Source organism: Crinalium epipsammum PCC 9333, from assembly GCF_000317495.1.
GTDB classification, from domain to species: domain Bacteria; phylum Cyanobacteriota; class Cyanobacteriia; order Cyanobacteriales; family PCC-9333; genus Crinalium; species Crinalium epipsammum.
On sequence record NC_019753.1, the window covers coordinates 2028034 to 2042747 of the forward strand.

General features: G+C 40.2%; 16 protein-coding genes. 9 read left to right on the top strand and 7 right to left on the bottom strand.

Going from position 1 to position 14714, the window contains the following annotated elements; translation table 11 throughout:
* Window positions 1-334 precede the first annotated feature (334 nt).
* Both CRI9333_RS08660 and CRI9333_RS08665 read left to right on the top strand, forming a co-directional pair.
* Complete coding sequence (locus CRI9333_RS08660) at window positions 335-1282, top strand: ABC transporter ATP-binding protein (RefSeq protein WP_015202786.1); 948 nt, start codon at window positions 335-337, stop codon at window positions 1280-1282.
* A 39-nt stretch (window positions 1283-1321) separates the two neighbouring features.
* A complete protein-coding gene (locus CRI9333_RS08665; RefSeq protein ID WP_015202787.1) occupies window positions 1322-3031 on the top strand; it encodes a hypothetical protein in 1710 nt (569 codons plus the stop codon).
* Window positions 3032-3180: 149 nt separating this feature from the next.
* On the opposite strand, the gene CRI9333_RS08670 is transcribed toward CRI9333_RS08665, so the two are convergent.
* On the bottom strand, window positions 3181-4071 hold the full coding sequence (locus CRI9333_RS08670; RefSeq protein ID WP_015202788.1) for a succinate--CoA ligase subunit alpha: 891 nt from the start codon (window positions 4069-4071) through the stop codon (window positions 3181-3183).
* 79 nt (window positions 4072-4150) lie between these two features.
* Window positions 4151-5452, bottom strand: a complete 1302-nt coding sequence (locus CRI9333_RS08675) for an ATP-grasp domain-containing protein (RefSeq protein ID WP_015202789.1) — start codon at window positions 5450-5452, stop codon at window positions 4151-4153.
* Between the two features lie 273 nt (window positions 5453-5725).
* Between CRI9333_RS08675 and CRI9333_RS08680 the strand changes: the two genes are divergently transcribed.
* From CRI9333_RS08680 to CRI9333_RS08695, 4 genes are all read left to right on the top strand, one after another.
* Window positions 5726-6109, top strand: a complete 384-nt coding sequence (locus CRI9333_RS08680) for a tetratricopeptide repeat protein (RefSeq protein WP_015202790.1) — start codon at window positions 5726-5728, stop codon at window positions 6107-6109.
* A 46-nt stretch (window positions 6110-6155) separates the two neighbouring features.
* Window positions 6156-6701, top strand: a complete 546-nt coding sequence (rfbC, locus tag CRI9333_RS08685; protein ID WP_015202791.1) for a dTDP-4-dehydrorhamnose 3,5-epimerase — start codon at window positions 6156-6158, stop codon at window positions 6699-6701.
* Window positions 6698-7564, top strand: a complete 867-nt coding sequence (gene rfbD / locus CRI9333_RS08690; protein WP_015202792.1) for a dTDP-4-dehydrorhamnose reductase — start codon at window positions 6698-6700, stop codon at window positions 7562-7564. Before rfbC ends, rfbD begins: the two co-directional genes overlap by 4 nt.
* Before the next feature lie 261 nt (window positions 7565-7825).
* Entirely contained in the window at window positions 7826-8287 is a 462-nt protein-coding gene (locus tag CRI9333_RS08695; RefSeq protein ID WP_015202793.1) for a hypothetical protein, read from the top strand.
* A 73-nt stretch (window positions 8288-8360) separates the two neighbouring features.
* Here the strand turns inward: CRI9333_RS08695 and CRI9333_RS08700 are convergent, their stop codons facing one another.
* From CRI9333_RS08700 to CRI9333_RS08710, 3 genes are all read right to left on the bottom strand, one after another.
* Window positions 8361-8834 carry a GNAT family N-acetyltransferase gene (locus CRI9333_RS08700; RefSeq protein ID WP_015202794.1) on the bottom strand — a complete coding sequence of 158 codons (474 nt, stop codon included), beginning with the start codon at window positions 8832-8834 and terminating at the stop codon, window positions 8361-8363.
* 187 nt (window positions 8835-9021) lie between these two features.
* Window positions 9022-10413: an asparagine--tRNA ligase gene (gene asnS / locus CRI9333_RS08705; RefSeq protein WP_015202795.1), complete on the bottom strand. Its 1392-nt coding sequence runs from the start codon at window positions 10411-10413 to the stop codon at window positions 9022-9024.
* A 153-nt stretch (window positions 10414-10566) separates the two neighbouring features.
* Complete coding sequence (locus CRI9333_RS08710; RefSeq protein ID WP_015202796.1) at window positions 10567-11001, bottom strand: hypothetical protein; 435 nt, start codon at window positions 10999-11001, stop codon at window positions 10567-10569.
* A gap of 90 nt (window positions 11002-11091) precedes the next feature.
* Between CRI9333_RS08710 and CRI9333_RS08715 the strand changes: the two genes are divergently transcribed.
* A complete protein-coding gene (locus CRI9333_RS08715) occupies window positions 11092-11376 on the top strand; it encodes a DUF6439 family protein (RefSeq protein ID WP_015202797.1) in 285 nt (94 codons plus the stop codon).
* Here CRI9333_RS08715 and CRI9333_RS08720 read toward each other — a convergent pair.
* Together CRI9333_RS08720 and rlmD are read right to left on the bottom strand one after the other, a co-directional pair.
* Window positions 11373-11825: an ATP-binding protein gene (locus tag CRI9333_RS08720; RefSeq protein ID WP_015202798.1), complete on the bottom strand. Its 453-nt coding sequence runs from the start codon at window positions 11823-11825 to the stop codon at window positions 11373-11375. The genes CRI9333_RS08715 and CRI9333_RS08720 overlap by 4 nt on opposite strands.
* A 172-nt stretch (window positions 11826-11997) precedes the next feature.
* On the bottom strand, window positions 11998-13452 hold the full coding sequence (gene rlmD / locus CRI9333_RS08725) for a 23S rRNA (uracil(1939)-C(5))-methyltransferase RlmD (protein ID WP_015202799.1): 1455 nt from the start codon (window positions 13450-13452) through the stop codon (window positions 11998-12000).
* 73 nt (window positions 13453-13525) lie between these two features.
* Here rlmD and apcD point away from each other — a divergent pair, with 73 nt between their 5' ends.
* On the top strand, window positions 13526-14011 hold the full coding sequence (gene apcD, locus CRI9333_RS08730; RefSeq protein WP_015202800.1) for an allophycocyanin subunit alpha-B: 486 nt from the start codon (window positions 13526-13528) through the stop codon (window positions 14009-14011).
* Between the two features lie 199 nt (window positions 14012-14210).
* Complete coding sequence (locus CRI9333_RS08735) at window positions 14211-14645, top strand: hypothetical protein (protein WP_015202801.1); 435 nt, start codon at window positions 14211-14213, stop codon at window positions 14643-14645.
* Window positions 14646-14714: the final 69 nt, after the last annotated feature.

Consider the following 14714-nt stretch of genomic DNA (forward strand, 5'->3'; position numbering starts at 1 on the left):
ACTCCAATCGTGAGACCCGTGCGTATACTACTATCTTGCATGGGCATCACCTCCTTGTTGCCTAAGCGGTCTTTTTCCTATGGAAGATGTGAGTTTTTTCACATATACCCACAATAGCACAAAAAAAAAATAATGGATGCCTATTATGAGCAGGGCAAACACATCAGAAAAAGAAAAAGCTCAATGTCACATTTTTTCGTAGATGCCCGCTAAATACAGAAGAACTACGATTATTGGGATTATGATTAATTTTCCGCAAAACTCCTGCCAGAGCGTGTAGTTAAAGGCTAGGCTATTGGTTCTTCTAGGCATATCACTTGGATTTCCAGCATTTATGGCAAAGGAACTGGCAATTCGTACTTGTGGGCTGATTAAGCAATTTGACCGCCAAGTGGTAGTCAATGATGTTGATTTAGAGGTGGAAACTGGAGAAGTATACGGACTGATTGGTCCAAATGGTGCAGGCAAAACAACTTTGATTCGGATGTTAGCCGCAGCAGAAGAGCCAACTACAGGTGAAATCTATATTAATGGCGATCGCCTTTCAAGCGACCAAAGCAACTCTACTTTAAAGCGACGCATCGGTTATTTACCTGATGATTTTCCTCTGTATGACGATTTAACAGTTTGGGACTACCTGGATTATTTTGCACGGCTTTATCATTTGCGATCGCCACGACGTACACAACGCCTGCGTGAAGTGTTAGAAATGGTGCAACTTACCAGTAAGCGCAATAGCATGATTGCTAACCTTTCGCGGGGGATGAAGCAACGCTTGGGTTTAGCACGGACAATTATTCATGAGCCAATTTTGCTGTTGCTAGATGAACCAGTTTCAGGATTAGATCCCATTGCACGAATGCAGTTCCGCGAAATCATCAAAGTATTGCAAGAAGCTGGGATGACAATTCTTATTTCTTCTCATGTACTGAGTGACTTAGCTGAACTTTGTACCTCAGTGGGAATTATGGAATTAGGTTATTTAGTGGAAAGTGCTAGTTTAAAAGAACTTTACCAACGTTTCAGTCGCCAACAAATATACTTGTCTACATTGAGTGATATTGATTTGCTCAAAGCAGAGCTAAAAAAACATTCTTTAGTAGCAAAGTGGGAAGTAATATCGCCACAACGGGTGCAGATTGATTTTACTGGCGATGGGCAAGATAGTGCAGAGTTTTTGCGATCGCTTGTTGCTGCTGGTATTCCTTTAACGGAATTCCACCGCACTCAAGAAGATTTAGAAACGATTTTTCTGAAGCTAGGTCATCAACAAGCTTCTTAAATTGTTTGATTTAGAAAGTTTTAATTAAGGACAGGTTCTATGAATTTATCTTTGCTAGATAGAATTGGTGACTGGAATCCACAGCTATTTAGAGAAATTAAAGGGAGACTTAGACCCCGCAATTTAACTATTGCAGTAGCAGTTTCTTTAGTAGGTCAACTGTTACTAATGATGGCTCTGGCTAGTGAGCTTCCTTTTGATATTACCGTAGACGAACTTCTGAATCGCTATTGCACTGGCTCGCGTGAGCCTTATAGTAGTAGTCCACAATGCCTGTTCGATGCCGTCGGTAGTTTTGTGATTAACTGGCAGTTATGGTCTTTAGATGCCTTCATCTGGCTAAGTGTAATTGGCATCTTTGTTTTGTTGGTGGCTGGAAGTTATCTGTTAATCAGCGACTTGTCACGGGAACAACAGCGTGGCACGCTTAATTTTATCCGCCTAAGTCCTCAATCTACTCAAACTATCTTGGGGGGAAAACTGCTAGGAGTGCCAATTTTGCTTTATGTCGTTGCAGGTTTGGCTGTTCCCTTGCATTTGTGCTTAGGGTTAGTAGCTCACATTTCTTTAAGTCTAATTTTCAGTTTCTACTGCATTTTTGTTGCTAGTTGCTTGTTTTTTTATAGTGCATCTCTGCTAATTGCTTTAGTCAGTCATAAACTTGGTGCTTTTCAAGCTTTTTTAGGCAGTGGTGGCGTGCTAATGTTTCTATTGATGACTATAAATATTATAGCAGATAGCCACAATATTACTGAGAGTTCAGCCGATTGGTTGATGTTATTTAGCCCCTCATTTTTCCTGCATTATTTAACTGCTTCCAGTTCCATACCTTCAGATTTGTTGCGCGGATTTAAGCCTAATGACTTAAATTTATTGCATTGGTTTTACTTACCTGTAGGTGCTAGTGCTTGGAGTGCTACCAGCTTTATGCTGCTGAATTATGGTTTCTCGACTTATTTGGTTTGGCAAGCACTAAAGCGTTGCTTCCACAACCCCAGCAGCACTATTTTAAGCAAACGACAAAGTTATCAGTTGACGGCTTTCTTTACAGTGATGATAGTAGGATTTTCTTGGCAACGACCAGAGTCGAACAATGATCTAGAAACTTTCTTTTTCAATTTTGGTTTCTTGGGCGTATTTAACTTAGTGCTATTTATTGGTTTGATTGCAGTTTTGAGTCCACAACGGCAAGCTTTACAAGATTGGGCGCGTTACCGACATCAAAATTCATCTTCCCGCAAACAAGATATCTGGCAGGATTTAATTTGGGGTGAAAAAAGCCCTGCAATAGTTGCAGTAGGAATAAATTTGGCAATTTCAGCAGCAATACTAATGCCTTGGGCGCTTTTCTGGGCTGGGAGTAATTATAAGCGGGCAGCACTTTTGAGTCTGGTTCTAAGTATAAATGTGATCTTGGTTTATGCTGGTATAACCCAACTTATGCTGCTGATGAAAGCACCAAAACGCGGAATTTGGGCTGCTAGTACAGTGGGTGGATTAATTATACTGCCACCAATTATTTTGCAAGTGTTATCTATTGAACCAGATAAGCAACCTATTTTATGGTTGTTTTCTGCCTTTGGATGGGCTGCTGTTAAAGACGCAAGTACAACCGCAGTATTGATGGCTGTTTTAAGTCAGTGGCTAGGATTAACTTTGTTGGGGTTACAGTTAAGGCGACAACTACAAAAAGCGGGTGAGTCTAGTACAAAATCTTTGTTGGGAGGACGTACACTACCTACAGCTTAGTATCTAACGGGGGCGGGTTTATCTATATCAACGGTTGGGAAGCATAACCTTTTGTGCAACCCGCCCCTACAATGGTGATTTCTCTTTTTAGGGGCGTAAGTTTTATTTAAATTAAACTGTCTAGGTTTGACCTCTAAAACTTGTTTTAACTACTTTTTAAGGGCTTTTTTTACTAAATCGGGAATTTGAGAAGGGCGCTTTGGTAGGGAAATTTTAGCTTGCTTAAAAGCGGTGATTTTTTCATTGATTGTAGTTTCATCGTTCCGTGAAGTTGACAGATAATAATTATTCTGAAACTTAAAATTTCTTAAATGTTTGTCTGCTGGTGTATGAATGCCGACAAAGTAAGTAATTACAGGTTTTTTAATATTGGTAGCAATGAATTCTGCTAAGGATGGTTCGTTAGGGTGGTTGCTGTGGCTGATTAAAACTATTACTTTAGTGTGTTGATCTTTATCTAAAATTTCTAACCATTGATTAAAGTCAGAGCCAATAATTGTATCACTGCCTAAGTTAACTACTATTGATTGTCCGATACCTGCTTGTGTTAATTCCCATGCAACTTCGTAGTTAAGGGTATCACTGTTACTAATTAAGGCTACTGAGCCAGATGTGAAAAATTCGCTATTGTAGGTTCCTAGTAGAATTTTATCTGGAATAATTACACCGGAAGTATTTGGACCAATAATAAGCGTATCAGTTGTTTCTACTTTTCTAAGTAGAGATACCATATCGAGTGGAGGTATGCCACCAGTAAGGATAATAATTTGTTTAATACCAGATGCGATCGCTTCCTTGGCTGAATCAATAGCACAGTAAGGTGGTACTAAGATAATGGTCGCGTCCACTTGTCCCACTGCTGACAAGGCTTGCTCTACAAGGTCAAATACAGGAATATCATCTACTAACTGCCCTCCCTCACCAGGACTAATTCCAGCCACTATATTCGTGCCATAAGCTTTCATTTGAGCAATGTCGAGTGAAGCATTAGGTTCTGCTATGCCCTGTACGATAATTTTGCTGTCGGGCTTCAAGTGCATTTTTACTTACCTACAAGATTTTTTTGTACTGGGTTAATCTTAATAATTATTATTAAAGTTAACTACTAATTAAAAGGATTTAGGTTTTTTTAGTTACTGCTTTAGCTAAGGAGACGGTTTTGGCGATCGCTTCATCCAAACTATTATTAATATTAATCGGTTGCCTGTCTAAATTATCACTTGTGAAGTTAATTCCACCACATAGAAAACGGACAACAATTTGAGGACTACTAGCTGGGTAGTTGCCACTTTTTGTAGAAGGAGATTGCTGTGAATATCCCCTAATCACATCTGCTACTTCTTCCTGCAATGCTCCACTAATTAGAATATTTATAAGTATAACTTTTATTCCTTTAGTTTGGCTTGTTTGTTCTAATGCGCGTTTTATAATTGAGCAAATATCTGGTTGAAATATTGATTTTGGCTTGTTAATAATCAAACATATATTAGGTTTACCACCGTTTTGATAAAGTAAATCTATAGTAGCGATCGCCATGCCATTGCCAGTGCAAATAATAGCGATATTACCTTCCCTCTCTCCTAAGTTAAGTTTATTTATTTGAGCGTCAATTCTTATTTCTTCAGATGATAAAATTTTTCCCTGTTGTTGACCAGGTATAAAAGCCTTGCTTTTACTTGCTTCTATCTCAGCAGAATTTAGGGTAGTTGATGGTAAAGATGAAGATATATTCGAGCTAAAAGCTGGGGTGTTCCGATTTATAATTTTTGATGCTAGTGCGGGTATGTCCCGATGACGACCCAAGGCATTATCATTGACTACAATTTTGCCATCCAAAGCCATTACTTCATTGGTGGAACTAATCCCTAATGGATTAATTTCTACTAAATCTAAATCTTTTTCAATAAATAGGTGGTACATTTTTTCAAAAATGTCACCTACCGAGCGAATGAGTGTTCCCTGAAGTCCCATTTTAATCGCTAGACGGCGGGCATAAAATGGTGAAAATTCTTGCTCGACTACAACTTGTTGCAGATTTTGAATTACTGCTTCGATGTCGATGCCGCCTTGTGACGAACCTAATAATACGGGGCGTTGAACAATGGCATCTAGCACTACTGCTAGATAAAGTTCCCGATCTGCGTCGTATTTTGCCTCTGCTAATAAGACTTTGGGATACTCACCCAAAATTGGCAAGCTAAAAATTGTTCTGGCGCTGGCGATCGCATCTATAGTATTTTCTACAAACCTAACACCACCAGCCCTGCCACGTCCTCCAGCACGCACCTGAGACTTGAGGACCACCGGATAAGGAAGCTGCAAACCCTTGATATCACTTGGATGATCAATTCGCTGAGAGGGCAAAATTGGAATGCCCATTTCTTGAAATAATGTTTTCGCTTGATACTCTAATAAGTCCATAATTTTAATATCAACAGTTAATATACAGGCTGAGATTTTTATCGCTCTTAATAGTGTTAAGAGCTTACAGCTATTATCTCAGGTAGATCGGAAAATACTAAGTAGATAGGCATAACTAAGCTTAAAATTAAAGTTGGTCATTGAGCATCGGTCATTGGTCATTGTTACTACAGTCGCCTGGTTGGGTAAGTTAGAAATAGTGCTGTATAAGTATCTAGCAGCTATTCTGCTCAAGATAAGTAATAAATAACTTCAAACAAAATTAAGTTTAATATGTTGAACGAAAATCTTAAAAAACCTCTTCTAATTGTCTCAGCGATCGCATTTATGGGTTCTACAGCCTTTGGAACCGCCGCGATGTTCCAGGAGGGACTAAACGCGCCCAAAGAGGATACCAAGACAGCAACAGCACCTTCTCAAGACTCGCAAATTAAAGCACAAGTAAGCGGATATGAGCAGGTATTAAAGCGTGAACCCGATAACCAGGTGGCTTTGCAAGGATTAGTACAAGGTAAATTGGCGCTGAATGATTTTAAAGGCGCGATCGCACCTATGGAGAAACTCGTCAAGCTAAATCCAGATAGACCAGATTACAAACAACTATTAGCTGCACTAAAGCAAAAAGATGCACCCAGTAAAAGTAAAGTAAATAAGTAACAACTAATGCGGTTGCAACGCAAGCTGAGAAAAGATAAGTTTAGCGATGAATATAGTAACTACTACCATCCCCGACGTTTTGATCCTCGAACCTAAAGTATTTGCGGATGACAGAGGATTTTTTTTTGAAAGCTATAACGAAAGATTATTTAGTGAACAGACTAAAATAAAAACTCATTTCGTTCAAGATAATCATTCTTTTTCTAAGCAAAATGTCTTACGGGGTCTACATTACCAAATCCAACAGCCACAAGGAAAGTTAGTTAGAGTAATTTCTGGGAGTATATTTGATGTAGCTGTAGATTTACGTCACAGTTCCTCCACGTTTGGGAAATGGGTTAGCTGCATTCTCAGTGCTGAAAATAAACGCCAATTTTGGGTTCCTCCAGGATTTGCCCATGGGTTTTTAGTTGTTTCAGAAGTAGCTGAGGTGTTGTATAAGACAACAGCAGATTATGCACCGCAATACGATCGCACTATCCTATGGAATGATCCAGATTTAAACATTGATTGGCAACTAAATTCGCCACCGCTTTTATCCGCCAAAGACCAAGCAGGTCAGCTATTTAAAAATGCGGAAGTATACCCATGAGCCGTATTCTAATTGTTGGTAGTGCAGGTCAACTAGGTCAAGAATTACAACAGACGCTTATACCCTACGGGGAAGTGGTTGCTGTTGACAGGAAAACTTTAGATTTATCCCAACCCGATCAGATTCGTGAATTAGTTCAACAAGTCCAGCCTCAGATAGTGATTAATGCTGCGGCTTACACTGCTGTCGATCAAGCCGAAAAGGAACCTGAAACAGCGAGAATGATTAATGCGATCGCACCGACAATTCTTGCTCAAGAAGTCGAAAAGCTAAAAGCAATACTAATTCATGTTTCTACTGATTATGTTTTTGATGGTTCCAAAAATCATCCCTACACTGAAGAGGATATAACTAATCCTCTGAGTATTTACGGTCAATCTAAACTCGCTGGTGAGCAAGGAATTCAAGAAAACTGTCAGTCATACTTGATTTTAAGAACTGCTTGGGTTTATGGTGCTTACGGTAAAAGCAACTTCGTTAAAACCATGCTGAGACTGGGAAGTGAGCGTGAAGAAGTGCGAGTAGTAACCGATCAAATTGGAACTCCTACTTGGGCGAAAGATATCGCAGATGCGATCGCCCAAGTAACTTCCCTCAAACCTGATCCAGGTATATATCACTACACAAACAGTGGCGTTGCAAGCTGGTACGACTTCGCCGTTGCTATTTTTGAAGAAGCTAAAAACCTAGTTCCCTTAAAAGTTCAGCGCGTTATCCCCATCACAACCTCTGAATATCCTACACCTGCCCAGCGTCCTACCTATTCAGTTTTGTCATGTCGCAAAATTTCCTCTGTCTTGAATACTAACCCTCCCCACTGGCGACAAGAGCTTAGACAGATGCTTAAATCAGTTAATAGTTAAGAGTAGTATTGGCGAGGATTGCCAAATCGAATTGATGTAATTAAATACTTCCCCAATCTTAATTTTTAGGGTGGATTATTCAAATGACTAAAATTAACATTAAAACTGTAAGACTTACGCACCGAAAGCCTGAAACCTAGATCCCCCCTAGCCCCCCTTAAAAAAGTAGGGGGGAATTCAAAGTCCCCCTTATTAAGGGGGATTTAGGGGGATCTCTGCGTAAGTCCTGAACTGTTAATTGTTAAGAGGGGTTATTACGCAATGGTAAATAGTGTAAATGCTTACGATGTCATAGTATTCGGTGATGAGATATATGGCGTATTAGCGGCAGTTGCTGCTGCTAGGGAGTATCGTCGTCGAACTAAAAAGTATCCATACGTCTTATTAATTACAAGTAATCGTTTTAGTGCACCCATCTTTAATATTGGGATCAAACACGCTTTAATCAAAGATGTTCCTAACTTAGCAGTTATTGGTCCTGGTTCGGGGTTTGAGGGTTATGCTTGTTCTGCTGGCAGAATTGTAGAATTTAATGTAGCTGTTGGTGGTGGAGTGGGTATAGCTGCAATAATTGCGCTATTGAGTGGTAAGGATTTGGCAGATATATCTAATCAAGAAGTTAGACAAGTTTTAGCCGCAACTAATCAACTACCGAAAATTTATGGTATTTCTAACATGGCAGAAGCTACTAGGCTGGAGAAGTTTGAGTCAGTTGTTGTGTAGTATAGCGATTAGCAGTTAGCTTTTTAATCTTGAGAATCTGTTTAGGTTTTACCTCTACAACTTATCCTCAACCTTAAATTAAATCTAACTGCATTTCGTTAGATATAGAAAAACATAAACCAGAGTAAACTGTTTTTCCTGATGGAGAAGCATTTAAAATAGCCCGTGTGCAACCAATTGATTTTAGGTAATCAACAGCCATTTTAGTAATACTTTTACCAATTCCATTTTTTCGGTAATCTGGCTCTACATAAACTCCCCAAATATATCCATATTTGCGGTATTCTGCCTTCAAAATATCAGGATAAAGTCCCGCAAAAATCTGACAACTGGTAGAGCCAATTACTTGTTTTTCCACCTCTGCCACAAACGCTTTATAACATAAATTCTGGCGTGCGTGACTAATGAACTCAAGCGTAATTTGTTGCCAATTAGGTTGAATTGAATCTGCTAAAACATGATTGGCTAACCACATTTGGTAAAAATGTTCCGCAATAATAAAGTCTTCCTGCGGTAAAGCCTCCCTTAGATGAACATTTGGATTCATTAGTATTTCACACTATAAATTAGCAAAACAGCAAAATTAATAGCCTATCCGAAAACAATATTTTACGATAATAAACATTTCTATTTATCTGTGTTTATCTGTGGTTAAAAATCTCTTCCAACCACTTTTCGGATAGGTTTCTAAAAGCTCTTATCTAATACTTAAGCAAATCATAAATATTGGCTTGCTAAAACTCCACAGTTAACGGCGCACGCGGGAAAGGAATTACATCACGAATGTTGCCCATACCTGTCATAAACTGCACTAATCTTTCAAACCCTAAACCAAAACCAGCATGAGGAACCGTTCCATAACGTCGTAAATCCAAATACCACCAGTAATCAGCTTTATCTAAACCTTGAGCTTCAATTCTACGTTCTAGCACATCTAAACGTTCTTCCCTCTGTGAACCCCCAATAATTTCACCAATTTTGGGGGCAAGAATATCCATTGCTGCAACAGTTTTTGCGTCCTCATTGAGACGCATATAAAATGCTTTAATCTCTACAGGATAATCAGTGAGGATGACTGGTTTTTCAAATACTTCCTCAGCTAAATAACGTTCATGTTCCGATTGCAAGTCTAAGCCCCAATTAACCGGATACTCAAATTGTTTATCTGCTTTTTCTAAAAGTGCGATCGCATCACTATAACTTAACCGCTCAAACTGATTATTAATAATATTGTCCGCAGTAGCAAGCACAGAATTATCAATGCGTTGATTAAAAAACTCCATATCTTCGGGACAAGTTTCTAGCACATATTTAAAAATGTACTTTAGAAACTCCTCCGCCAGATCCATATCTCCCTGCAAATCACAAAAAGCCATTTCTGGCTCAATCATCCAAAATTCTGCTAAATGGCGAGAAGTATTAGAATTTTCTGCCCGAAAAGTAGGACCAAAAGTGTAAACATTACTAAAAGCCATCGCCATCACTTCAGCTTCTAGTTGTCCACTTACCGTCAGGTATGACTGTTTACCAAAAAAGTCTTTACTGTAATCTACTTTTTTACTATCTGTCTGCGGAACATCTTGTAAATTAAAGCGAGTAACAGTAAACATTTCTCCAGCGCCTTCACAGTCGCTAGCGCTGATGATAGGCGTGTGAACCCACAAGAAACCTTTTTCTTGAAAGAACTTGTGAATCGCATAAGCACAAGCGTTGCGTACCCTAAAAACGGCGCTGAGGGTATTCGTGCGCGATCGCAAATGCCCAATTTCTCGCAAAAACTCAAATGAGTGCCGTTTCTTCTGCAAAGGATACGTCTGGGGATCAGCTTCCCCGTAAACCTTCACACTCTCCGCTTTAAGTTCAATTCGCTGTCCCTTTGCAGGGGAAGCCACTAACACACCAGCAACTTCCACAGATGCGCCCGTATTTAACCGCTTAACCGCATCTGCATAGCCTGGAATGTCAGGATTGAGTACAACTTGCAAACTAGCCAAGGATGAGCCATCATTGACCTCTACAAAGGCAAAATCCTTTAACTCCCGTTTTGTCCGTACCCAACCTTTGATCGTTACTGACTCATCAGGCTGTCCGTTGCGTAATATCTCTACAATCCGTTGCAGTGTCATAGTAAGCTGTTGTGTTTATAAATTTTATGTTTTAGGGGGAGAGGAGGGAGGAGGGAGGAGGGAGGAGAGAGGATTTGATAAGTTTTCTCCAAATTAAAAATGTACAAGTTTATTTGCGCCTTAGCTAAATGCTAAACGCTAATAGCTAAAAGCTTAACTAGCACAAGACTTTAGTATCCAGCCTATAACAATCCCAAGTCCTCCAAACCGGACAACTTGCCAAAAAACTTCACTAAGTAATCCCTGCTTGATCCCCTGCCAAAATAGCACCATCAAATCTTTTTTTGATAGTAAACAACTTTCTAAAGCAACTTCTATCTCTGCAAGTTGCTTTTGTATGCGTCGCAACTCTGCTTGCAATTGGGGTAAATGGCTTTGGCGAAACTCTTTTTGGACTTCTTGTGCGCGTTGCTGAAGTTCTGACTGACGCTTGATCCCTTGCTGCAATTCAGCATAACGTTGTTTTAGAGCCACAAGCGATCGCTCTACTTTTGCCAGTTCATTCTCAAATTCGTCCTCACCAGAGTCTATCTCGCTCATCTCTGGGTCTTTAGAAAATGCTTGGGATGGTTCTTCAGGCAATGTCATAACAATTTGAGATTTTAAAAATCACGATATACCGAAATCCCAAAATTCTATATTAGTAAAGTAAATTAGGAATAAATCCCTGCCTATAATATGCCTGAACTAACACCACTTTCTCAAACAAGCAATTTAAACGAACTCACCACCCTAGAACTAGCTCAAGCTCTAGCAGAGCGGTTGCGGATCAACGAAAAAGACTGGCATCGCTTAAAATCTAACCGTAAGGCTCGTGCGGCTGAACAAGCTGCCGCCGCAATGGTATTTCTGCTCAAAGATCAGCCAGAAGAAGCACTAGCGAGATTTCGCACGTCATCCGGTTGGTTGGATAGGTCAATTTCAGCGCCTCCTTGCCCAACTCACGGACACCGCAGCAATTAGCGTAAAAGTGCTTTCTTGAGGAAACTATGTTTGACTTGTTTACAAAGTCTAAGTTCTGTTCCTTGAGAATTCCATTGCACTTGATCAAATATTTGATGTAGAATACATACCCCTCGACCATTTTCGGATTTTTCCTCTGGTAGTTCCTCTGCTAACTCAGCATGGCATTTATAAGGGGGAGAAAATCCGCATCCTTCATCAGAAATTACCCACCAGTAATTTCCATCTACCACAGAGAAATGAACTACAACTGTCTTGCTGGGATCTAGTTGATTCCCGTGTTTAGCAGCATTGACTAAGGCTTCTTGCAAACCTAGTCTAATTTCTGCTTGAAGCTTGCTAGGAATCTGTGCCAGCAATAGATCCAAAATAGGGCAAAGAAATAGAGTAGAAGCGAAGCTAATCGTTCCCCAATCCCGTCCGACGGGACGCAGTGAGATAGCAATCACGCAGTAATTACCTCTAGCTTTAACTCGGTATTGACAGGCTGCAATCTAGTTTGCGGGCGTTTTTTATGAGCTTGACTTGTGACCTCTAGAGGAGTGGCTTTTCTAGTTAAAGCACTAAAAAAAAGCCCCCATCCTACTATTCTAACGAAACCCTCAAAAAATACCAGTCTGCTTAAAGCCTGAGAAAAGCGGCTGATTCAACGTGAGATGTTTGGGGAAAGAAATCTGCTGGTTGCACGTATGTAAGTTGATAACCACCCTGAGTGCAAAGAATATTCAGATCTCGCGCTAGAGTAGCTGGCTTGCAGCTAATGTAAACTATTTGGCGTGGTCGCATTTCGAGTAAGGTATTAAGCACCGCGCGATCGCATCCTTTCCGGGGCGGATCTATCAGCACAATATCCGGTTGAATATCCAGTTTTGGCAATAATTTCTCAACTGCGCCTACCTGAAAATTAGCATTCGTTATGCCATTAATCTCCGCATTCAATCGCGCTTGTTCAATAGATCCTGCGTGTATTTCTACACCAATTGCTTGCTTGACGTGCTTTGCTAGAGGCAAAGTGAAAGTACCAATCCCACAGTAAGCATCTAGTAATACCTCATTACCCTGTAAATTTAGCTTTTCTACAATCACCTGTAACAGCGCCTCTGCTTGCTCTGTATAAACTTGGAAGAAAGTATCAGGGCGCAGTTGAAATTCAAGATTAGCAAACTTTTCTGTTAAGTAAGCTTCACCAGCAATAGTGCGAGTTTCTTCACCAAAAATGACATTAGTATTATTAGGGTTGTAATTAAGTGAAACCCCCACTAGCTCAGGATAGCGATTGAGCCAATCTTGAGCTTGTTCCTTAACTTCTGGTAAATTCCAATCTGTCACTACCAAAGTTAGCAACATTTCGCCAGTGCGCCGTCCAATCCGCAAAGACAAATGGCGTACCTTCCCCACAACAGTTGTTTTTTGTGGAGCTTTTTTATTCAGGACTTTCTTCTTAACTTGTGGTTGCTGTGTTTGTTCCTCGTTATATACTTCCCAACCACGTCGTTGAATATCCTCCTTAACTTCCGCTAACAAGGGATTCAAACGCTCATCTTGTACAGGACACTGATTGAGATTAACTATGTGGTGCGTACCTTTACGGTAGTAACCTGCCTGTAAATTGCCACTAGCAGAGATTCCTAGCGGGTAGGTAGCTTTGTTACGATATCCTAACGGCGATGATGCCTCTAGTGCGGGTGCTACAGTTGGAGCGGTAATTTTTCCAATTCGTTCTATAGCTTGAATTACCTGATTGCGTTTTGCTTCTAGCTGGTATTTATACTCAATATGCTGCCACTGACAGCCACCACATTTATCTGCGACGATGCAACTAGGGCGGATGCGATGAGGAGATAATTCTAACAATTTGTGAAGTTTTCCATGAGCGTACTCAGGTTTTACCCGCACTAAACGAACCAGAGCGCGATCGCCTGTAACCGTATCAGGAACAAACACCACTCGATTATCCAGCTTTCCTACACCCTCACCAGTATCAGCAAGGTCTGCGATCAGTACCTCAACTAATTCCCCTTGTTGCCATCTATCTACACCAGGGTTATTTATAGTATTTAAGTTAGGTAGGGACAAAGTATTCTCCTGTCTTTATTTGTGTAGCCTAGAGTCGGTAAACTACAAAGATATCCAAACTGATCGCAATAGTATGAGTGTAATTAGCCAATTTATTCTCAAAGCAGACGACGAGCTTCGTTATCCCAGCACGGGCGAACTCACGAGTATCAAGGATTTTTTTCAAACTGGCGAACAGCGGATGCGGATTGCCACTACGCTGGCTGAAAATGAGAAAAAAATTGTTGAACAAGCAAGCAAGCAGCTTTGGCAAAAACGCCCAGACTTTATTTCTCCTGGCGGTAATGCCTACGGTCAGCGTCAAAGAGCATTATGTATACGTGATTACGGCTGGTACTTGCGTCTAATTACTTACGGTGTACTTGCTGGCGACAAAGAACCAATTGAAAAAATTGGTTTGATTGGGGTACGGGAAATGTATAATTCCCTCGGTGTCCCTGTTCCAGGCATGGTCGAAGCAATTATCGCCTTGAAAAAAGCTGCTCTCGATTTACTCAGTGATGAAGACGCAGTAGCGGCTACTCCTTACTTCGATTATATTATTCAAGCCATGTCCTGATTGTTCTGCTTAGTGTGTTAGACTTTGATGTTTCCTCCAGTTAAACGCTGGAGGATATATTAATTTAACTAAGCTGCTGTGCCTACAAGTTGCACTTTTCGTTCTGACTGTTGACAGTTAACGGCTAACTGTAACCCGATCTTAGTTAACAGTCAACCGTCAACAGTTAACAAAAGTTCAATGGCTAATTAAGTATTTTGTGAAAAAACTGCCCAGGGCATCTTTAGCGCTGCTACTGCTTACTTACATCACTTTTGGTTGGCTATTATATGCCTGGACTTTATCCTGGCGAGTTTGGCTATTAACAGCATTTTTTGCTGTAGTGGTAGCTTTAGCTTTAACATTTCCTTTAAGAAGTATCCAAATTTTCTTTGCTGGAGCGCTTAAAACGGATACTAGAGCTTTAATTTTTATTCTGGCAATATCTTTTTTAGCGGTGGCGTTGCTGACGTGGTTTCAAACTTTTGTGCGTGTGCTAGTATTGCTCTCCTCTGGGTTACTAGCTAGGTTAGACCTCCACAATGCTGATTTTAAAGTAATACCAACTTTTGCAATTATGACAATTGTTTCGCTAGTTGGTTTGGGTTTAGGTTTGCTAGTTCATCATTGGTTAATTTTGTATCCACTGTTTTGAAGAAATAATCTCAACAAAAAAGCAGCTACCCAAGGCTGCTTAAAGGATACATGAGTTGTTAAGTCTCAA